This is a genomic window from Azospirillum ramasamyi, assembly GCF_003233655.1.
Taxonomy (GTDB): Bacteria; Pseudomonadota; Alphaproteobacteria; order Azospirillales; family Azospirillaceae; genus Azospirillum; species Azospirillum ramasamyi.
Genome location: NZ_CP029833.1, coordinates 393198 through 412998, shown reverse-complemented (window position 1 = coordinate 412998; position 19801 = coordinate 393198). Strand labels below are relative to the sequence as shown.

15 protein-coding genes are annotated in these 19801 nt (G+C 70.0%); 12 read left to right on the top strand and 3 right to left on the bottom strand.

The genetic code is table 11. From position 1 onward, the window contains the following. The first annotated feature begins 97 nt into the window (after positions 1 to 97). Positions 98 to 1870 carry a VTT domain-containing protein gene (locus DM194_RS24115; protein ID WP_246024623.1) on the top strand — a complete coding sequence of 591 codons (1773 nt, stop codon included), beginning with the start codon at positions 98 to 100 and terminating at the stop codon, positions 1868 to 1870. A 43-nt stretch (positions 1871 to 1913) separates the two neighbouring features. Beyond that, positions 1914 to 2564 (top strand): DUF1345 domain-containing protein, encoded by a 651-nt coding sequence (locus DM194_RS24110; RefSeq protein ID WP_111070083.1) that lies wholly within the window; start codon positions 1914 to 1916, stop codon positions 2562 to 2564. Positions 2565 to 2717: 153 nt separating this feature from the next. On the opposite strand, the gene DM194_RS24105 is transcribed toward DM194_RS24110, so the two are convergent. From DM194_RS24105 to DM194_RS24095, 3 genes are all read right to left on the bottom strand, one after another. Continuing rightward, positions 2718 to 4034 (bottom strand): aspartate aminotransferase family protein, encoded by a 1317-nt coding sequence (locus DM194_RS24105; RefSeq protein ID WP_111070082.1) that lies wholly within the window; start codon positions 4032 to 4034, stop codon positions 2718 to 2720. Positions 4035 to 4040: 6 nt separating this feature from the next. Beyond that, on the bottom strand, positions 4041 to 5078 hold the full coding sequence (locus DM194_RS24100) for a phosphotransferase (protein ID WP_111070298.1): 1038 nt from the start codon (positions 5076 to 5078) through the stop codon (positions 4041 to 4043). Between the two features lie 106 nt (positions 5079 to 5184). Next, positions 5185 to 5868, bottom strand: coding sequence for a GntR family transcriptional regulator (locus tag DM194_RS24095; RefSeq protein ID WP_111070081.1), 684 nt, complete (start codon positions 5866 to 5868; stop codon positions 5185 to 5187). Between the two features lie 241 nt (positions 5869 to 6109). On the opposite strand from DM194_RS24095, the gene DM194_RS24090 reads away from it, so the two are divergent. From DM194_RS24090 to DM194_RS24050, 10 genes are all read left to right on the top strand, one after another. Then, positions 6110 to 7474, top strand: a complete 1365-nt coding sequence (locus tag DM194_RS24090) for an efflux RND transporter periplasmic adaptor subunit (protein ID WP_246024569.1) — start codon at positions 6110 to 6112, stop codon at positions 7472 to 7474. Further along, positions 7471 to 10611, top strand: a complete 3141-nt coding sequence (locus DM194_RS24085; RefSeq protein WP_111070080.1) for a multidrug efflux RND transporter permease subunit — start codon at positions 7471 to 7473, stop codon at positions 10609 to 10611. The genes DM194_RS24090 and DM194_RS24085 overlap by 4 nt, the downstream gene beginning before the upstream one ends. Positions 10612 to 10618: 7 nt before the next feature. Continuing rightward, positions 10619 to 13738, top strand: a complete 3120-nt coding sequence (locus DM194_RS24080) for an efflux RND transporter permease subunit (RefSeq protein WP_111070079.1) — start codon at positions 10619 to 10621, stop codon at positions 13736 to 13738. A 132-nt stretch (positions 13739 to 13870) separates the two neighbouring features. Further along, positions 13871 to 14488: an RNA polymerase sigma factor gene (locus DM194_RS24075; RefSeq protein WP_246024567.1), complete on the top strand. Its 618-nt coding sequence runs from the start codon at positions 13871 to 13873 to the stop codon at positions 14486 to 14488. 13 nt (positions 14489 to 14501) lie between these two features. Beyond that, positions 14502 to 14957, top strand: coding sequence for a hypothetical protein (locus DM194_RS24070; RefSeq protein ID WP_111070078.1), 456 nt, complete (start codon positions 14502 to 14504; stop codon positions 14955 to 14957). After that, positions 14954 to 15448: a periplasmic heavy metal sensor gene (locus DM194_RS24065; RefSeq protein WP_111070077.1), complete on the top strand. Its 495-nt coding sequence runs from the start codon at positions 14954 to 14956 to the stop codon at positions 15446 to 15448. Before DM194_RS24070 ends, DM194_RS24065 begins: the two co-directional genes overlap by 4 nt. A 244-nt stretch (positions 15449 to 15692) precedes the next feature. Then, the gene (locus DM194_RS28335) at positions 15693 to 15947 is read left to right on the top strand and encodes a hypothetical protein (RefSeq protein ID WP_162630171.1); all 255 of its coding nucleotides are present in this window, start codon (positions 15693 to 15695) and stop codon (positions 15945 to 15947) included. Between the two features lie 77 nt (positions 15948 to 16024). Continuing rightward, entirely contained in the window at positions 16025 to 16501 is a 477-nt protein-coding gene (gene trxC, locus DM194_RS24060; protein ID WP_111070076.1) for a thioredoxin TrxC, read from the top strand. 129 nt (positions 16502 to 16630) lie between these two features. After that, complete coding sequence (locus DM194_RS24055) at positions 16631 to 18124, top strand: thymidine phosphorylase family protein (RefSeq protein ID WP_111070075.1); 1494 nt, start codon at positions 16631 to 16633, stop codon at positions 18122 to 18124. A gap of 77 nt (positions 18125 to 18201) precedes the next feature. Continuing rightward, on the top strand, positions 18202 to 19800 hold the full coding sequence (locus DM194_RS24050; RefSeq protein WP_111070074.1) for an MBL fold metallo-hydrolase: 1599 nt from the start codon (positions 18202 to 18204) through the stop codon (positions 19798 to 19800). Position 19801: the final 1 nt, after the last annotated feature.

The following is a 19801-nucleotide window of genomic DNA, read 5'->3' as shown; positions in this document are numbered from 1 at the left end:
TTCTATCCTAGCCATAACGATGCGATATGACTTAAAAGAAACTTTCGGTGTTCTGAGCGGTTCATCAAAAGTTTTAACGTGATGATTACGATTGCCTATGCAATTTTGCCGATGGCGCACTGATCGCCGTTCATCCTTGGACATCCCGCCCGTGTTTGCTGCATTGCAACCAATAACCGCCCTCGCCGGTTTTCCTCTGTTGCTGGGCCTTGCTTTGCTTACGCTTCTGCACGAAGACGTTGCAATTGCGGTGGGGGCCAGTCTGGTCAGCGTCGGTACGGTCAGCATCGGCGTAACCGCCATTACGTTGCTGTGCGGAATCGTTATCGGCGACCTTTTCATTTATGTCCTTGGGCTGTTGTCCCTGCGGGTCGGCTGGATCCGGCGGCGGAGCGAGGGTCCGATGCTTGAGCGCTGCCGCGTGGCATTGCAGAAGAACCTGCTGCCGACGCTGGTGACTTGCCGGATTGTTCCCGGCGTCCTGTTCCCGACCTACTTCGCCTGCGGCGTGATGCGGGTGCCGTTCCTGCGCTTCATCGTCATCACCCTGGTGACGGCGGGGGTGCATGTCGGGCTTCTGCTGACGCTGATGACCTCGTCGCTGGAGGCGGCGGCGGTCCAGGTGCAGGTGATCGGCATCGGCTGCGCGGCCCTGCTGGTCGTCCTGCGCACCAAACGGGCGCAGTCCATCGCCGGCGCGGCGTTCGCCCGCCTCCGGGCCAGGGTCGAGCCGCATCTGCCCAGCGGCCTGCGCGAGGCGCTGCACTGCAATCCCGCGCCGCGCGCCCTCGCCCTGCCCGGCCTGCCGGTGGTGCCGGCCGGCGCCCCCACCATCGGCTGGGCGGAGCGCATTCCGCCGCTGCTGTTCTACATCCCGCTGGCCGTCCAGTGGTTGGCCCTGGGCGTCCGCTACCGCAGCGTCACCCTGCCGACCGCCGCCAACCCCTCCATCGAGGCCGGCGGGCTGCTGGGCGAATCGAAGATCGCCTGCATGGACCTGATCGGCCCGGCGGCGCGCCGGTGGGCGGCGCGTTCCATGGCGCTGACCAACCGCCCGTCGCTGACCCCGGCGGCGCTCGACCGGCTGGCGTCCGGCGCCGGCCTGTCCTTCCCGCTGGTCGCCAAGCCGGACATCGGCTGGCGCGGCATCGGCGTGCGGCTGGTGCGCGATGCGGCCGACCTGCGCGCCTATCTCGCCGGCTTCCCGGCCGAAGCGCGGGTGATCCTGCAGGAGCATGTGGAGTATGCGGGCGAGGCCGGCATCTTCTACGTCCGCAAGCCCGGCGAGCGGCACGGCCGCATCTTCTCCATGACCTTCCGCTATTTCCCCCATGTGGTGGGCGACGGCCGGTCCAGCCTGCGCGAGTTGATCGCCGCCGACCCCCGCGCCTCCTGGAAGGCCGACCTGCATCACGAGGCGCTGGCCGGCCGGCTGGACGAGGTGCCGGCGGCGGGCCGGACGGTGCGGCTGTCTCTGGTCGGCAGCAGCCGGGTCGGCGGGCTCTACAAGGATGCCTGCGGACACGTCACCGCGACGCTGACCGCGCGTTTCGACGAGATCGCCGACCAGATGCCGGGCTTCCATTTCGGCCGCTTCGACGTGCGCTTCGCCTCGGTGGAGCGGCTGGCGATGGGCGAGGATTTCCGCATCATCGAGGTGAACGGCGCAGGCGCCGAGGCCATCCACATGTGGGATCCGGAATTCCGGCTGGGCGCCGCCTACGCCACCCTGTTCCACCAGCAGGCCCTGATGTTCGAGGTGGCCGACGCCTGCCGGGCGCAGGGCGCGAAGCCGCTGACCGCCTGGGAGCTGGTCAGCTACCAGCGCCGCCAGCAGAGCTTGCTTCCGCTCTACCCGGCCTCCAACTGATCTGTCGGCCGGAAGCACCCGGCGGAAATCGCATGGGGGCGCGATGCGCCACAGCCTCGCCCATCTCCGCAACCGCCCGTCCCTGGTGGGCGCGCTGGCGGTGGCGTTCGCCGTCGGCGCTGCCGGGGCAGCGTGGCTGCGCCTGTCCACCACCCTGCTGATCGGGTGGGATTCGGGCGTCGTCGTCTACATCGTGATGGCCGGCATCCAGATGAGCCGGGCGACCGTGGCGTCGATGCGCCGCCGGGCCAAGCTGCTCGATCCCGGCAAATGGGGCGTGCTGACCGGGGCGGTGCTGGCCTCCCTGATCGCGCTGGCCTCCATCGTGGTCGAGTTGATGTCGGCCAAGGGTTCCTCCGACGAAGGGCTGTCGGCGGGGCTGGCGGCGGCGACGGTCCTGCTGTCCTGGGGCTTCCTGCACATCTTCTTCGCCCAGCATTACGCCCATGACTATTGGCTGAACGGTGAACCGCAAGGGGGGCGGCCGCTGGATTTTCCCGGCAACGACGCTCCCGACTATCTGGAGTTCCTCTATTTCAGCTTCACCATCGGCATGACGGCGCAGGTATCCGACGTCACCACCCGCAACGCCGCCATGCGCCGGCTGGTGCTGATGCACGGCACATTGTCCTTCCTGTTCAACACGGCGGTGCTGGCGCTGGGGGTCAATCTGGCCGCCGGGCTGGCCGGCTGACGGGATCCATGCGGATCCCGCCGCCGAAGTCGCGTCATGCCCGCAAACGGCGGGCGCGGCCGTCCGGCCGCTTGCCTTCGCAGGCACGGGCCTGCGGGGCCGCAGTCGCGGCCCTTACCATGGGGCGTAAGCCGGAACCTACGCCCGGCGCTATCACAGCGCCGCCAGCACCTCGTCCAGCGTGGCGAGGAACAGCTTGGCGTCGTCGGAGGAGAACACCAGCGGCGGGCGGATCTTCAGGATGTGCCCTTCCTGCCCGGTGGCGCTGATCAGCACCCGGCGCCGGCGCATGTCGTTCACCACGCGGGCGGTCTCCTCCGGCGCCGGGGTCTTGAGGGTGCGGTCGCGCACCATCTCGACGCCGATGAACAGGCCGCTGCCGCGCACGTCGCCGATCAGGTCGTGCTTGGCGGCCAGTGCGCGCAGGCCGTCGATCATCTCGGTGCCGACGGCCAGGGCATTCTCCTGCAGCCGGTCGGTCTTGATGACGCGCAGCACCGCATGAGCCGCGGCGCAGGACACCGGGTTGCCGCCGAAGGTGTTGAAATAGCGCTGGTTCTTGCCGAACGCCTCGACCACCTCCGGCCGGAAGATGGCCCCCGCCACCGGGTGGCCGTTGCCCATCGGCTTGCCGACCGTCACGATGTCGGGCACCAGCCCATGGCGCGCGAAGCCCCACATATCGGTGCCGAGCCGGCCGAAACCGGGCTGCACCTCGTCGGCGATGAAGATGCCGCCGGCCTTGCGCATCGCCTCCACCGCCGGGGCGAGGAAGCCGGCCGGATCGGTGAAGACGCCGCTGCTGGAGAAGATGGTGTCGACCAGCAGCGCCGCCGGGGCGATCCCCTTCTCGCGCAGATCGGCGATGGCCTCCTCGACCGAGCGGGCGAAGGCGGCGCCGACCTCCGCCTCCGGGATGCGGTAGCTGTCGGGCGACGGCACCACGCGGACATGGTCGCCCAGCTTCACCGCGGCGCCCAACGAGGGCGACATCTCCGCCAGCGCCGAGGTGACGCCGTGATAGGCGTTGTGGGCGATGACGACGCCGGTGCCGCCGGTGTGGACGCGGGCGACGCGCAGGGCCAGATCGTTGGCCTCGCTGCCGGTGCAGGTCAGCATCAGGTGCGACAGTTCGGGCGGGAACTCCGCCAGGAAGGCTTCGGCGAAGTCGAGGATGCCGTCGGTCAGATAGCGCGTGTGGGTGTTCAGCACCGCCGCCTGCTTCGCCATCGCCTCCACCACCTCGGGCCGCGAATGCCCGACCGAGGCGACGTTGTTGTAGGCGTCCAGATAGCGGTTGCCGTCGGCGTCATAGAGGTAGGAGCCCTCCCCCCGCACCACATGGATGGGGTCGGCGTAGAACAGGCGGTAGGCCGGGCCGAGCAGCTTCTCGCGGCGGGCGATCAGGGCGCGCTCGCGCTCCGGCAGGGAACCGGCGGAGGCGGGCGCATAGGCGTTGATCATGGTCATGACGGTTCACACTCTCTGGCAGGCGAGATGGAGCAGGCGGTGCGCGGTGGCGGCCTCGTCGCCGGTCAGCTTTTCCAGCCCGGCGAAGGCGCGTTCGGAATTCCGCAGGATATAGGGGGCGTTCGCCGGATATTCGGCCGCCCGCCAGCTGGTGATGCCGATGGTCAGGGCCAGCCGGGCCGCCACCAGATCGGGCAGCAGTTCCACCTCCTCCGGGGTCAGCGGCAGCACGGCATTGTAGGCGCGGGTCATCTCGACCAGGGAGCCGAAGGGCGTCTCGCCGCTGGTGACGTGGTAGGCGAGCGCCGTCGCCAGGTCGTTGACCAGCGGCGCCTTCAGCGCGTCGCCGAAATCGATGATGCCGGTGACGGTCTCGTGCCCGACCGGATCGACCACCGCGTTGTGCGGGTTGAGGTCGTTGTGGATCACCTGATGCCGCAGGGCGGGCAGCCGCGGCGCCACCTGTCCGGTGAAGCGGTCGACGAAGCGCTCCACCATCCGGCGGCGCGGGCCGTCGGGCAGGTAATGCAGCCGGTCGGCGACGCTGGCGGTGCGCGTGATGTCCCACAGCAGATCGCGCTCCGAACCGGGATGCGCGTAGTCGGCCAGCGCCAGATCCAGCCGGGCCAGCGTCGCCCCCAGCGACCGCATCAGCCCCGGCGAGGCCGGCGCGGCATGGAGCGGCGTGCCTTCGAGATAGGTCAGCAGCCGCAGCACCATGGTCTGGCCGTCGACCTGGACGGTCGTCTGGGCCTCGCCGTCCAGGGTCGGCACCACGCGCGGCACCGGCAGGGAGGGATCGCGCGCGGTGACATGCTGCATCGCCCCGGTCTGGAAGCTGGTGACGGGCTGCGGTTCCGCCGGGTTGGTGAACTTCAGCACATAGCCCTGCCCTCCGGCGGCGGCGATGTGGAAGTTGCGGTCGCGCTCGCTGCTCAAGCTGCGGACGCTGCCGGTCACGCCGAAACAGCGCCGCATCATGGCGCCGGCCTCGTCGGGGGAGATCGGCGGCGCGGCGGTGGTCAGAACGTCACCGGGGATCATGTCCGATGTCTCCTTGTCGTTCGAGGCGTTCAATGTTTGATGCATCATCGTCATGGATGGACTGGGGAGGCGGGGAGGTCCGGGGGCCGGCGATGCGGCGATCGGGTCAGGAGGCGGGGGATTCCGGGGACTCCGCGTCGATCCGCTCCAGGATCGGGCCGCTGGCCAGCAGGATGTCGGCCTGGATGGCGATGGCGGCGGCCGGGCCGTCATGGCGGCGGATGGCGTCCATCAGCGGATAGTGATGGTCGATCATCGTGCGCCCGGCCCCGCCATAGACGTCGGCGATCAGCGGTCCCATCTGCAGCCACAAACGCCGCAGGATGTCGCCGAGCACCGGCATGTCGGCGATCTCCGCCAGCTTGAAGTGGAAGATCTGGTTGAGTTCGGTGGCCAGCGCGGTGTTGCCGGCGGCCATCGCATCCTCGTTGCGCGCCAGCAGCGCCTCCAGCGCGGCGATCTGGGCGGGCGTGGCCATCCCGGCGGCGCGGGCGGCGGCCATCCCCTCCAGGCTGACGCGGATGTCGCGGATTTCCAGATAGGCGGCGCGGGTCAGCATCGGAACGCGGATGTCGCGCGGCGAGCGCAGCACCAGGGCCTGATCCTGCACCAGACGCAGGATGGCGTCGCGCACCGGGGTGACGCTGGTCCCCAGCCGTTCGGCCAGATCGCGGATCTTGAGGCGGTCGTTCGGCTTGAACGCCCCCTTCATCAGCGCCTCGCACAGCTTCTGATAGATCGTGCCGCCGAGGTTGTCATGGTCGAGAAGGGTCAGATCGAACCCGCTCATCTTCCCCCTCCTTGCGCCGTCGCCGGCTGTCGCCGTTCGTTGTATGATGCATCATCATGCCCGTTACCCCGTCGGCGGTCAAGGCAATGCATATCGGTGTATGCGTTTGGCGGGGCGCCGCGGCCGAACCCGGAAATTTTTTGCGGCGCGTCCCGACGAATCCGCACCGCCGCCCCGTATCAAGGGCATACGGAAAGACCGGGGCGGCCCTGCGGCCCTTCCGGCAAGCGTCGGGAAAGTCATGACGATTCGTTGGAAGCCGGTGGTCACCGGTGTGGTTCTCGCCGGTCTGGTCGGCGGCGTCGGCTACGCGGTTCAGCAGAAGCTGGCCCCTCCCGCGGCACCACCCGCCGCGGGCGCCCCTCCCGGTCCCCGCGGCGCCGGCAACGCCGTGGTGGCGGTCCAGGCCGGCACCGTCGCGCGCGAGGACGTTCCGATCTGGTTCGACGGCATCGGCACGATCCAGGCCTTCAACACCGTCACCGTGCGCGCCCGCGTCGATGGCGAGCTGCAGCGCGTCTCGCTCCAGGAAGGTCAGCTGGTGAAGGCCGGCGACCTGCTGGCGACCATCGATTCCCGCGCGCTCCAGGCCCAGCTCGCCCAGGCCGAGGCGAAGAAGGCGCAGAACGAGGCGCTGCTCGCCAACGCCCGGCGCGACCTCGAGCGCAACATGAGCCTGAAGGAATTCGCGTCGCGCCAGACGGTCGACACCCAGCGCGCGCAGGTCGCCCAGTACGAAGCGCAGATCCGCGCCGACGAGGCGGCGATCGAGGCGGTGCGGGTCCAGCTGAACTACACCACCATCACCGCGCCGATCAGCGGGCGCATCGGCCTGCGCAACGTCGACCAGGGCAACGTGGTGCGGGCCAGCGACCAGAGCGGCATCGCCACCATCACCCAGATCCAGCCCATCACCGTGCTCTTCACCCTGCCGGAGAAGCAGCTCCCCGCCGTGCTGGCCGCCCAGGCGCAGGGGCCGGTCACGGTGGAGGTGCGGGACCGCGACGGCCGGCGCGTGCTCGACACCGGCTCCCTCGCCGTGGTGGACAACCTGATCGACAGCGGCACCGGCACCATCCGCCTGAAGGCGCAGATGCCCAACGACCCGCAGAAGCTGTGGCCCGGCCAGTTCGTCAATGTCCGCCTGCTGTCCACCATCCGCCGCGACGCCACCACGGTGCCCTCGACGGTGGTGCAGCGCGGGCCGCAAGGCACCTACGCCTATGTCATCAAGGACGACCTGACGGTGGAGCAGCGCCCGATCAAGGTCGCCCACCAGGAGGAGAACAAGGCCATCATCGACGAGGGCCTGACCCCCGGCGAGCGCGTGGTGGTGGACGGCCAGTACCGCCTGCAGCCCGGCTCCAAGATCCGCATCGTCGAGCCCATCGCGTCGGCCGCCCCCGTCGGCACCGCCGGCACCGCCGCCCCCGCGATGGCACCGCCCGCCGGCGCCGCGTCCGACCCGGCCGCGCGCGAGGAGCGGCGGCGCGAGCGCCAGCAGCAGCGCGAGAACACCGGCGCCCCGCCCGCCCCCGCCCCTGCAGCCTCCCCTGCAGCCTCCCCTGCCGGCGACGCCCCGCGTGAGGGACGGCAGCCCTCATGAACATCTCCGCCCCCTTCATCCTGAGGCCGGTCGCCACCGGGCTGCTGATGCTGGCGGTCGTGCTGCTCGGCCTGCTGGGCTACAGCACGCTGCCGATCTCGTCGCTGCCGACGGTCGATTTCCCGACGGTGCGCGTCACCACCCAGCTGCCGGGGGCGGCCCCGGACGTGATGGCCTCCTCCGTCACCGCGCCGCTGGAACGGCAGCTCGGGCAGATCCCCGGCATCTCCTCGATGATCTCGACCAGTTCCTTCGGGCTGTCGGTCATCACCCTGCAGTTCGACCTCTCCCGCGACATCGACGCCGCCTCGCAGGACGTGCAGTCGGCGATCAGCGCCGCATCCGGCACGCTGCCCAGGGGGCTGCCGAACCCGCCGGTCTACGACAAGGTCAACCCGGCCGACACGCCGGTCATGGTGCTGGCGCTGAGCTCGGACTCCCTGCGGCTGGAAACCGTCAGCGACGCCGCCGACACGCTGCTGGCGCAGAAGCTGTCCCAGGTCGAGGGCGTCGGCTATGTCGGGATCGAGGGCGGCCTGCGCCCGGCCGTGCGCGTGCAGGTCAACCCCGCCGCCGTCGCCGGTCTCGGGCTGACGCTGGAGGATGTGCGGACCACCATCACCCAGGCCAACGTCAACGCGCCGAAGGGCAGCTTCGACGGGCCGCGCCAGTCCTGGTCGATCGGCGTCAACGACCAGATCGAGACCGCAGCCGCCTACCGCCCGATCATCGTCGCCTACAAGAACGGCGGCCCGGTGCGGCTGTCCGACATCGGCACCGTGGTCGATTCGGTGGAGAACACCCGGCTGGCCGCCTGGCATGACGGCAGGCCGGCGGTTCTGCTGAACGTGCTGCGCCAGCCCGGCGCCAACATCATCGAGACGGTGGACCGCATCCACGAGCTGCTGCCCTCGCTGGAGGCCACGCTGCCGCCGCAGATCAAGATGGCGGTGCTGACCGACCGGACGGAAACCATCCGCGCCTCGGTCGCCGACGTGCAGAAGACGCTGGTGCTGACCGCCGGGCTGGTGGTGATGGTGATCTTCCTGTTCCTGCGCAAGGCGTGGGCGACGGTGATCCCGGCGGCGGTGCTGCCGCTGTCGCTGATCGGCACCTTCGGCATCATGGCGCTGTGCGGCTTCAGCCTGGACAATCTGTCGCTGATGGCGCTGACCATCGCGGCGGGCTTCGTCGTCGACGACGCCATCGTGATGATCGAGAACATCGTCCGCTACATCGAGAAGGGCGAGAAGCCGCTGCAGGCGGCGCTGAAGGGCGCGCGCCAGATCGGCTTCACGATCGTGTCGCTGACCCTGTCGCTGATCGCCGTGTTCATCCCGCTGCTGTTCATGGGCGGCGTGGTCGGCCGGCTGTTCCGCGAATTCGCCATGACGCTCTCCATCGCGGTGCTGGTGTCGGCGGTGATCTCGCTGACGCTGACGCCGATGATGTGCGCCCGCCTGCTCAAGCCCGAGACGGAGAGCAAACCCAACGCCTTCTTCCGCTGGACCGAACGCGGCTTCGAGGCGCTGCTGAACGGCTACGCCGCCTCGCTGCGCGTCGTGCTGCGCCACCAATTGGCGACCCTGCTGTTCACCATCGCGACGCTTGCCGCCACGCTCTACCTCTACACCGTGGTGCCCAAGGGCTTCCTGCCGCAGCAGGACACCGGCGTCATCATCGGCGTCACCGACGCCGCGCCGTCCATCTCGGTCAAGGCGATGGCGGAGCGCCAGCGCGAGGTCGCCGACATCGTGCGCCGCGACCCCGACGTGGCGGGGGTGGCGAGCTTCGTCGGCACCGGCACGGTGAACGCCACCACCAACACCGGCAGCCTGACCATCGCGCTGAAGCCGCGCGACCAGCGCAGCGCCTCGGCCGAGGAGATCATCGCCCGGCTGCGCGCCGCCACCGCCGACCTGAAAGGCGTCTCGCTGTTCATGCAGGCGGTGCAGGACGTGCAGATCGACAGCCGCGTCAGCCGCACCCAGTATCAATACGTCCTGCAGGACGCCGACCCGAAGGAGCTGGAGAACTGGACCCCGCGCCTGCTGGAGGCGCTGCGCGCGAGGCCGGAGCTGACCGACGTGGCGACCGACCAGCAGCCGGACGGGCTGCAGGTCTACCTGGACATCGACCGCGACGCCGCGTCCCGCCTGAATGTGCTGCCGCAGGCCATCGACGACACGCTGTACGACGCCTTCGGCCAGCGGCAGGTGTCCACCATCTACACCCAGACCAACCAGTACCGCGTGATCCTGGAGGTGGAGCCGTCCTTCCAGATGGACCCGTCCTCCCTGTCCAAGATCTATGTGAAATCGGGCAACGGCGGCGTGGTGCCCTTGGGCGCGGTGGTGTCGATGGAGCGCAGGACCGCCCCCCTGGTCATCACCCACCAGGGGCAGTTCCCCTCCGTCACGCTGTCCTTCAACGTGGCGCCCGGCGTCTCGCTGGGGGCGGCGGTGGCGGCCATCCAGGAGGCGCGCGAAAGCATCGGCATGCCCGAAACCGCGACCGCCCGCTTCGCCGGCACCGCCGCGGAGTTCCGCACCTCGCTGGAAAACCAGCCCTGGCTGATCCTGGCGGCGGTGGTCGCGGTCTACATCGTGCTCGGCATCCTGTACGAGAGCACGATCCACCCCATCACCATCCTGTCGACCCTGCCGTCGGCGGGCATCGGCGCGCTTCTGGCGCTGATGGCGACCGGCCACGACCTGTCGCTGATCGCGCTGGTCGGCATCGTGCTGCTGATCGGCATCGTCAAGAAGAACGCCATCATGATGATCGACTTCGCGCTGGAGGCCGAACGCCACCAGGGCATGGCGCCGGAGCGCTCGATCTACGAGGCGTCGCTGCTGCGCTTCCGCCCGATCATGATGACGACGATGGCGGCCCTGCTCGGCGCCCTGCCGCTGGCGCTGGAGAACGGCACCGGATCGGAGCTGCGCAAGCCGATGGGCATCGCCATCGTCGGCGGGCTGGTGCTGAGCCAGGTGCTGACGCTCTACACCACGCCGGTGGTCTATCTCTACATGGACCGGATGGGCACCCGCCTGCGGCGCTGGCTGCGGCCGGGGGCGAAGGCGGCGGCCCTGCCGGGCAACGACCGGGCGCCCGGCCGCGCGGCGGCGGAGTAGACCGCCCATGGCATCCCCCGCAAACTCTCCGTCCAAGCTGTCGCTCTCCGCCCCCTTCATCGCACGGCCGGTCGGCACCTCGCTGCTGATGATCGGGCTGATGATCCTCGGCATGGTCGCCTACCGCTTCCTGCCGGTGGCGCCGCTGCCGCAGGTGGAGTTCCCGACCATCGTGGTCTCCGCCTCGCTTCCCGGCGCCAGCCCGGAGACGATGGCCGCCTCCGTCGCCACGCCGCTGGAACGGCGGCTGTCCCGCATCGCCGGCATCACCGAGATGACGTCGAACAGCAGGCTCGGCAGCACGTCGGTCATCGTGCAGTTCGACCTGGACCGCGACGTCGAGGCGGCGTCGCGCGACGTTCAGGCGGCGATCAACGCCGCCGGCGGCGACCTGCCGGCCGACCTGCCGAGCCCGCCGAAGATGCGGCGCATCAACCCGGCCGACGCGCCGGTGCTGACGCTCGCCATGACCTCCACCACCCTGGCGCCGTCGGAGCTGTACAATCTGGCCGACAGCGTGATCGGCCAGCGGCTGAGCCAGATCGAGGGGGTGGCCCAGGTCTCCATCAACGGGGCGGAGAAGACGGCGGTGCGCGTGCGGGTCAACGCCACCGCCGCCGCCAACATGGGCGTCAGCCTGGAGACGATCCGCAGCGCCATCTCGCGCGCCAACGCCAACGGCCCGAAGGGCAGCTTCGACGGCCCGCACGAGTTCTGGTCGATCGGCGCCAGCGACCAGCTGTTCGGCGCGGACGCCTACCGCCGGCTGATCGTGGCGCAGAAGGACGGCGCCACCATCCGCCTCGGCGATGTCGCCGAGGTGATCGAGGCGCCGGAGAACAGCCGCACCGCCGCCTGGCAGGACGGCCAGCGCGCGGTCCTCATCAACATCCAGAAGCAGCCGGGCTCCAACGTGGTGGAGACGGTGGACCGGGTGAACGCCGAACTGCCGACCCTGCGCAGCTGGATGCCGCCCGGTGTGGAGCTGTCGGTGCGCACCGACCGCACGCCGACCATCCGCGCCTCGATCGACGACGTGCAGAAGACGCTGGCGATCACCGTGGCGCTGGTGGTGATGGTGATGGCGCTGTTCCTGCGCCGCCTGTGGGCGACGGTCATCCCGGCGGCCTCGGTGCCGCTGTCGCTGGCCGGCACCTTCGGGGTGATGTGGATCGCCGGCTACAGCCTGGACAATTTCTCGCTGATGGCGCTGACCATCTCGGTCGGCTTCGTGGTGGACGACGCCATCGTCGTCATCGAGAACATCGTCCGCCACATCGAGAAGGGCGTCCGGCCGCTGGAGGCGGCGATCAAGGGATCCCGGCAGGTCGCCTTCACCGTGGTGTCGATCAGCCTGTCGCTGGTCGCCGTCTTCATCCCCATCCTGTTCATGGGCGGCCTCCAGGGCCGGCTGTTCCGCGAGTTCGCCGTGGTGCTGTCGGTCGCCATCGCCGTGTCGGCGGTGGTGTCGCTGACCCTGACCCCGATGATGTGCGCCCACCTGCTGCTGCCGGAGGCGGAGCGCAAACCGCCCGGACGGCTCGCCCGCGGGCTGAGCTGGATCGGCGACCGGCTGTTCGGCCTCTATGCCGACGGGCTGGACTGGGTGCTGGCCCACCGCCGCACCATGCTGGCGGCGACCTTCGCCATCATCGGCGTCAGCGTCTGGCTCTACGGGCAGGTGCCGAAGGGCCTGGTGCCGCAGCAGGACACCGGCCTGCTGATGGGCTTCAGCGACCCGCCGCCGGACATCTCCTTCCAGGCCATGGTCACGCGCCAGCGCGCGCTTCAGGAGGCGGTGGCCGGCGATCCGGCGGTGGCCAGCGTCGGCGGCACCATCGGCGGCGGCGGGCCGGGCGGCAGCTATTCCGGCCAGATCTACATCGCCCTGAAACCGAAGGCGGAGCGCGAGGATCTGGCGACCGTCACCCAGCGGCTGCGCATGCGCGCCGGCCGGGTGCCGGGGGTGCAGCTGTTCCTGTCGCCGGTGCAGGACATCCGCGTCGGCGGTTTCCAGGGCCGCAGCCAGTACCGCTACAGCCTGCAGGATCCCGACATCGGCGCGCTGAACGAATGGGCGCCCAAGCTGGTGGAGAAGATGCGCACCCTGCCGGAGCTGGTGGACGTCGCCAACGACCGGCAGAACGGCGGCATCCAGGCCAACGTGATCGTCGACCGCGACGCCGCCGCGCGGCTGGGCGTGTCCCTGAGCGAGCTGGCGGCGACGCTCTACGACGCCTTCGGCCAGCGGCAGGTCTCCACCATGTATCTGGCGCAGAACCAGCACAAGGTGGTGCTGGAGGTCGACCCGCGCGAGGCGCTCGGCCCCGACGACCTGAAGCGCATCCATGTGTCGGGCCGCGACGGCATGGTGCCGCTGTCGACGGTGGCGCGCGTCACCATCGGCAACCAGGCGGCCAGCATCCAGCACCAGAACGGCTTCCCGGTCGCCAACCTGACCTTCAACCTCGCCCCCGGCGTCTCGCTGTCCCAGGCGACCGAGGTGATCCAGCGCGCGGCGGAGGACATCGGCATGCCGGCCAGCATCCGCGCCGGCTTCCAGGGCGACGCGCGCGCCTTCCAGCAATCCTCGTCCAGCCAGCCGCTGCTGATCCTGGCGGCGCTCATCACCATCTACATCGTGCTGGGCATTCTGTACGAGAGCCTGATCCACCCGCTGACCATCCTGTCGACCCTGCCCTCGGCCGGGCTGGGGGCGCTGATCGCGCTGATCCTGACCGGCTACGACCTGTCGATCGTGGCGCTGATCGGCATCATCCTGCTGATCGGCATCGTCAAGAAGAACGCCATCATGATGATCGACTTCGCCCTGGAGGCGGAGCGCGAGCGCGGCCTGTCGCCGCTGGAGGCGATCCGCGAGGCCGGGCTGGTCCGCTTCCGCCCGATCATGATGACGACGGTCACGGCGCTTCTGGGCGCGGTGCCGCTGGCCTTCGACTACGGCACCGGCGGCGAGATCCGCCGCCCGCTGGGCGTCGCCATCATCGGCGGCCTGCTGGTCAGCCAGATGCTGACGCTCTACACCACGCCGGTGGTCTATCTGACGCTGGAACGGCTGGCCATGCGCCGCCGCCGCCGCGCCGCCATCGCCGCCCCCGCGGAATAGGAGGCGGCGATGGGCGCGGTGCTCCTCGGGGATAAGCGCCCTCTCCCGCCCCGGGAGAGGGAGAGGAGCCGCGCCGAAGGCGCGGGGAGGGTGAGGGGTGAGTCAAGACTCCCGAACCGCATGGTTCCTTGGATGACCCCCTGGCACCCCCTCGCGCTCTTCGGCATAGTTCTGGCCCACGGCATGAGCGGAACCCCGGTGATCGAGGCCAGCGGCACGGACGACGAGTTGATGGCCCGCGTGGCCGGCGGCGACGCCGCGGCCTTCGACCGGCTGGCCGTCCGCCACATGCGCCGCGCCGTGGCTCTGGCCCAGCGGATGACCGGCAACCCGTCCGACGCCGACGAGATCGCGCAGGAGGCCTTTCTGCGGGTCTGGCAGCATGCCGGGCGCTGGGACGGCGGGCGGGCCTCCTTCACCACCTGGCTCTACCGCATCGTGATGAACCTCGCCATCGACCGCGGCCGGCGTCCCGGCTGGTCGCCGCTGGAGGAGGCCGGCGATCCGCCCGACGAGTCGCCCGACGCGCTCGCCCGCATCGCCGAGCGCCAGACGGCGGAGCGCGTCAACCGGGCGCTGGCCGCCCTGCCCGACCGCCAGCGCGCCGCGGTGGTGCTGTTCCACCAGGAGGGGCTCAGCCTGCGGCAGGCGGCCGAGGTGCTGAACATGGGCGAAAGCGCCTTCGCCTCGCTGCTCGCCCGCGCCCGCTCGGCGCTGAAGGCCGCGCTCGCCGCCGGAGAGGATCCGTGAAGGAGGATGCCCCATGAGGGATGAAGCAATGACCGACGAGCGGTTCCTCCGTCACCTGGACGCGTATGGCGCCTCGCCGGAACGCTGGCCGTCCGAACTGCGCGCCGGGGCCGAGGCCGCGCTCGCCCGCTCCCCCGCCTTGCGGGCGGCGGTGGACGAGGCGATGTCCTTCGACCGGCTGCTGGCCGGCAGCCCCCCGGCGGTGGAGGATGCCCGCATCGACCGCCTGCTGTCCGCCGTCGGCGCCGGCGCCCGCGCCGTGCCGCAGGACGGGCTGATGCTGCTGTTGCTGGGACGGATGCCGCGGCGGACCGTGGCGGGCTTCTGCGCCGCGCTGCTGGCGCTCGGCTGGCTGACCGGCGGCTGGCTCGCCGGGACGCTGCCGGCCCCCATCCAGGCGCCGCGCGGCCAGGAACTGGCCCTGCTGCACGATGACGTCGTCACGCTGTTCGACGGAGACTCCCAATGAGCGGTTTCACCGCGCCCCGCCGGATTCTGCGGCGGCCGGGCCTGCGCGCTCTGGCGCTGGCCTCGCTGGCGCTGAACCTGTTCCTGGCGGCGATGCTGGTCGCGACCTTCCGCCATCCCGCCCCGCCGTCCCGCCAGCCGGCGTACCAGCCGATGCCCGACCGCTTCGTCGAGCGGATGGTCGCCGACCTGTCCGACGCCGACGCCCGGCGCCTGCGCGCCGCCTTCGAGCCGCTGCGCCCGCGCTACGACACGCTGACCCGGGAATACCACGAGGCCGGACAGCGGGTGCGTGCCCTGCTGCAGGCCGATCCCGTCGACTACGACTCCCTGCGCGCCGCGACCGAAGCGGCCCGCGCCAAGCGCCGCCAGATGGGCGAACTGACGGAGGAAACCGTCCTGTCGATCCTGCCCGACCTGTCTCCCGCGGGACGCCTGCGGCTGGTCGGCGGTCCGGGTTCCCCCGCCACGCCAGCTATGCCTAAAAAATAAGCAAACCCAGTCATCCACAGGCCGGACAGGCCGGCAGGAAGGATGTGGATGATTCTGTTCGGGGATTGCGCACACATCTATCCACAGATTCTGTGGAGAAGAAAACCGGCGGAAAATTTATCCACACAAATCCACAAGTTATCATCCCCAAGTTTTATCGGCCCTCTTCCCGACGATCCTTGTATCCACCGCCGATCCGGCATATCCAAATAACGAGGATCGGCAAGACTGGTGGAGGATCGTCATGATCGGAGATCCGTTTCATCCAAAGAAGGCGACGATCTCTTTGCGCGTTGATCGCCGAATCAAAGATGTCGCCAAGAATTACGCACGCCAGCGGCAAACGCCATTGGCCGAGGTCATGCGCGACCTCTTGGCCCGCTATGTCGCCGAATGCGCGCGGGAGAACGCCCTGGCCGCCCCGGACCTGTTGAAGGACCGGCCGGCGCAATATGTGGATCTCGCCAAGCTGGAAGGGCTGATGGGCCGGCGGGAATAGGCTCCGCACGCCTTGAGCGGACGGCTCCGGCCCCATACATCGACGGTGGAACCGCTGCCAGGGGAAGGAGCCCCGCCATGCCGACCACCGCCCAAGCTTCAGGTCAGTCATCCACAGGCGCCGACAGCCTGCTCGTCGCCTGCCCGCATTGCGACACCCTGAACCGCGTGCCTCCGGCCCGGCTCGGCGGCGGCAAATGCGGCCGCTGCGGCAATACCCTGTTCGAAGGCAAGCCGGTGGCGCTCGACGCCCGACGCTTCGCCGCCCATGCCGAACGCGGCGACCTGCCCGTGCTGATCGACTTCTGGGCCGAATGGTGCGGTCCCTGCCGCATGATGGCCCCGGTCTTCACCCAGGCGGCGGCACAGCTGGAACCGCGGGTCCGACTCGCCAAGATCGACACGGAAGCCTCGCCGGACCTTGCCGCCCGTTTCGGCATCCGCAGCATTCCGTCGCTGGTTCTGGTCCATCACGGCCGCGAGATCGCCCGCACGGCCGGCGCCATGCCGCTGCCGGCGCTGGTGGGATGGGTCAGGCAGACGCTGGGGCTATAGCCCCGCTCCCTTAAGCACGCCCGCCCCGCCCTGCCAATGATCGGGATCAAATGCGAGGCATGAGGGCAGGTATGGCTGAGGCGCGGGCTGGGCGTCTCTGTTCGGCGCGGTCTATCGTAGACTGTTCCCATGCTGACGCTTCGACATCTGGCGATCGACACCGTCCGGGAGAACGTCGCCTTCCTCAACCGGCGCTGCGCCCGGTACCATGTCGAGGATTTCCTCGGTCTGGGCCGGGTGGAGGTGCGGGCCGACGGCCGTTCCCTGCTGGCGGTGCTGAACATCGTCGACGACCCCGCCATCGTCGCCCCCGACGAGATCGGCCTGTCCGACCCCGCCTTCGCCCAATTGGGGCTGGCCGAGGGTTCCGCCGTCCATCTCGTCCCGCCGACCCCGCCTGAGAGTTTCGAGCTGGTGCGCGCCAAGGTCGGCGGCGCCGCCCTGAGCGACGCGCAGCTGGCGGCGATCATCCGCGACATCGCCGACCAGCGCTATTCGAAGATCGAGATCGCCGCCTTCCTGATCGCCTGCGCCAGCTTCATGACGACGGCGGAGGTGCTGGGGCTGACCCGCGCCATGATCGCCGCCGGCACCCGGCTGCAGTGGCGGGATTTGGGCACCATCGCCGACAAGCACTGCATCGGCGGCATTCCCGGCAACCGCACCTCGATGATCGTGGTGCCGATCGTCGCCGCCCACGGCCTGCCGATCCCCAAGACCTCGTCGCGCGCCATCACCTCCCCCGCCGGCACCGCCGACACCATGGAGGTGCTGGCGAATGTCGACGTGCCGATGGAGCGCATGCAGGCGCTGGTGCGCGAGGCCAAGGGCTGCCTGGTCTGGGGCGGCCATGTCCGGCTGTCGCCGGCCGACGACATCCTGATCTCGGTCGAGCGCCCGCTCGCCATCGACACGCGCGAGCAGCTGGTCGCCTCCATCCTGTCGAAGAAGGTGGCGGCCGGCTCCACCCATCTGCTGATCGACATCCCCGTCGGCCCCAGCGCCAAGATCCGCACGGCGGGCGAGGCGGTCCGCCTGCGCAAGCTGTTCGAGCATGTCGGCGACAGCCTCGGCCTGACGCTGGAGGTGGCGATCACCGACGGTTCGCAGCCGGTCGGGCGCGGCATCGGCCCGGTGCTGGAGGCGCGCGACGTGATGGCGGTGCTGCGCAACGATCCGGCATCCCCCGCCGACCTGAGGGAGCGCGCCCTGCTGCTGGCCGGCCGCATCCTGGAATTCGACCCCGCCGTCCGCGGCGGCAGCGGCAACCGCCGGGCGCGCGAGCTTCTGGAGTCGGGCGCGGCGCTCGCCGCCATGGAGCGCATCATCGCCATGCAGGGCCCGCCGCCCGCGGTGGCGACGCTGGGCTCCCTGGTCGCGGAGGTCGCCGCCCCCGCCGACGGGGTGGTGTCGTCGCTCGACTGCTACCGCCTGGCCCGCATCGCCCGGCTGGCCGGCGCGCCCACCGACAAGGGCGCCGGTATCGACCTGCTGCGCAAGGTCGGCGACCCGGTGCGCCGGGGCGAACCGCTCTACCGCATCCACGCCAGCACCAACGCCGACTTCACCTTCGCCCAGGCCCATGCTGCGGAAAGCAGCGGGGTGGTGCTGGGGGTGGGGTGAGCAGGAACCAATCTCCTTCTCCCCGGGGGGCTCTTTCTCCTCCGGGGGCGAGGGATGCAAACCGAAGGAGCCGAACCATGTCCCTGTCGCTGACCTTCCATGGCGCCGCCGGAACGGTGACCGGTTCCTGCTTCCGCCTCTCCACGCCCGAAGGCGACGTGCTGATCGATTGCGGCATGTTCCAGGGCACCAAGACGATCCGGGAACTGAACTACCGCCCCTTTCCCTTCAATCCGGCCTCGATCAAGGCCGTCCTGCTGACCCATGCCCACATCGACCATTCCGGCCTGCTGCCCAAGCTGACCCGTCTCGGCTTCCGCGGCCGCATCCACGCCACCGCCGGCACGGTGGACCTGCTGGAATACATGCTGCCCGACAGCGGCTACATCCAGGAGGGCGAGGTCGAGCGCCTGAACCGCCGCAACCGCCAGCGCGGCCGTCCGCCGGTCCAGGCGATCTACACCCAGGACGACGCCATCCGCAGCCTGCGCCGGCTCCGCCGAGTCGAGTACGACCGCTGGACCGAGATCCTGCCGGGCCTGCGCGCCCGCTTCTGGCAGGCCGGCCACATCCTGGGCTCGGCCTCCATCGAAGTCGAGGCCAGGAACGGCGCCTCCGGCCCCACCCGCATCCTGTTCTCCGGCGACCTCGGCCCCGGCGGCAAGAGCTTCCACGCCGATGCCGACGGGCCGGAGCGGCCGGACTGGATGGTGCTGGAGACCACCTATGGCGACCGCGACCGCACCGACCTGGACGAGGCGGGCCGGCAGGCGGTGCTGCGCGCCGAGGTGTCCACCGCCCTGGCGGCCGGCGGCGTCCTGCTGATCCCGGTCTTCGCGGTGGAGCGCACGCAGGAACTGCTCTACGACCTCGACTGCCTGTTCGACAGCGGCCAGCTGCCGGCGGTGGACGTCTTCCTCGACTCGCCGCTCGCCGACGCGGTGACCGGCGTCTTCCGCCGCCATCTCGACGATCTGGAGACCGACGGCGATCCCTTCACCCGCAGCAATTTCCACCATGTCCGCAGCGTGCAGGAGAGTCAGCGCCTGAACAGCGTCTCCGGCGGCGCCATCATCATGGCGGCCAGCGGCATGTGCGACGCCGGCCGCATCCGCCACCATCTCAAGAACCGGCTGTGGCGCCCGCAGGACACCGTGCTGCTGGTCGGCTACCAGGCCCCCGGCACGATGGGCCGCCTGCTGCAGGAGGGCGCCCCCCGCGTCCGCATCCATGGCGAGGAGATCGCCATCAAGGCGAAGATACGCTCCATCGACGTCTATTCCGGCCATGCCGACCGCTCCACGCTGCTGGACTGGGTGGAGGCGCGCAAGGGCGTCGGCCATGGCCTGTTCCTGGTCCATGGCGAGGAATCCGCCCGCGCCTCCATCCGGCAGGCGCTGATCGACAGGGGTTGGGCGCCGGATTCCATCGCGCAGCCGGCGCTGGACGACCGGCTCGATCTCGCCGCCCCGCGCCCGCTGGAGCCGGCCGAACGCCACCCGCGCCTCGCCCCCGCCGACCTCGGCGGACGGGACTGGCACAACCATTATGCCGAAGCGCTGTTGACCCTGCGTCGCACGCTGGATGCCGCGCCCGACGACGCGGCGCGGGAACGCATCCTGGCCGGCGTGATGGGCGCGCTCGACACCACCGGCAACGCAGGCAAGGGAGCGTAGC

Bases quoted from the DNA above. Each gene is read 5' to 3' on its own strand.
- DM194_RS24105 (WP_111070082.1), bottom strand. From the start codon at position 4,034: ATGACCATGATCAACGCCTATGCGCCCGCCTCCGCCGGTTCCCTGCCG.
- DM194_RS24055 (WP_111070075.1), top strand. From the start codon at position 16,631: ATGCTGACGCTTCGACATCTGGCGATCGACACCGTCCGGGAGAACGTC.
- DM194_RS24110 (WP_111070083.1), top strand. From the start codon at position 1,914: ATGCGCCACAGCCTCGCCCATCTCCGCAACCGCCCGTCCCTGGTGGGC.
- DM194_RS24070 (WP_111070078.1), top strand. From the start codon at position 14,502: ATGAGGGATGAAGCAATGACCGACGAGCGGTTCCTCCGTCACCTGGAC.
- DM194_RS24065 (WP_111070077.1), top strand. From the start codon at position 14,954: ATGAGCGGTTTCACCGCGCCCCGCCGGATTCTGCGGCGGCCGGGCCTG.
- DM194_RS24095 (WP_111070081.1), bottom strand. From the start codon at position 5,868: ATGAGCGGGTTCGATCTGACCCTTCTCGACCATGACAACCTCGGCGGC.
- DM194_RS24100 (WP_111070298.1), bottom strand. From the start codon at position 5,078: ATGATCCCCGGTGACGTTCTGACCACCGCCGCGCCGCCGATCTCCCCC.
- DM194_RS24090 (WP_246024569.1), top strand. From the start codon at position 6,110: ATGACGATTCGTTGGAAGCCGGTGGTCACCGGTGTGGTTCTCGCCGGT.
- DM194_RS24050 (WP_111070074.1), top strand. From the start codon at position 18,202: ATGTCCCTGTCGCTGACCTTCCATGGCGCCGCCGGAACGGTGACCGGT.
- DM194_RS24075 (WP_246024567.1), top strand. From the start codon at position 13,871: ATGACCCCCTGGCACCCCCTCGCGCTCTTCGGCATAGTTCTGGCCCAC.
- DM194_RS24080 (WP_111070079.1), top strand. From the start codon at position 10,619: ATGGCATCCCCCGCAAACTCTCCGTCCAAGCTGTCGCTCTCCGCCCCC.
- DM194_RS24115 (WP_246024623.1), top strand. From the start codon at position 98: ATGCAATTTTGCCGATGGCGCACTGATCGCCGTTCATCCTTGGACATC.
- DM194_RS28335 (WP_162630171.1), top strand. From the start codon at position 15,693: ATGATCGGAGATCCGTTTCATCCAAAGAAGGCGACGATCTCTTTGCGC.
- trxC (WP_111070076.1), top strand. From the start codon at position 16,025: ATGCCGACCACCGCCCAAGCTTCAGGTCAGTCATCCACAGGCGCCGAC.
- DM194_RS24085 (WP_111070080.1), top strand. From the start codon at position 7,471: ATGAACATCTCCGCCCCCTTCATCCTGAGGCCGGTCGCCACCGGGCTG.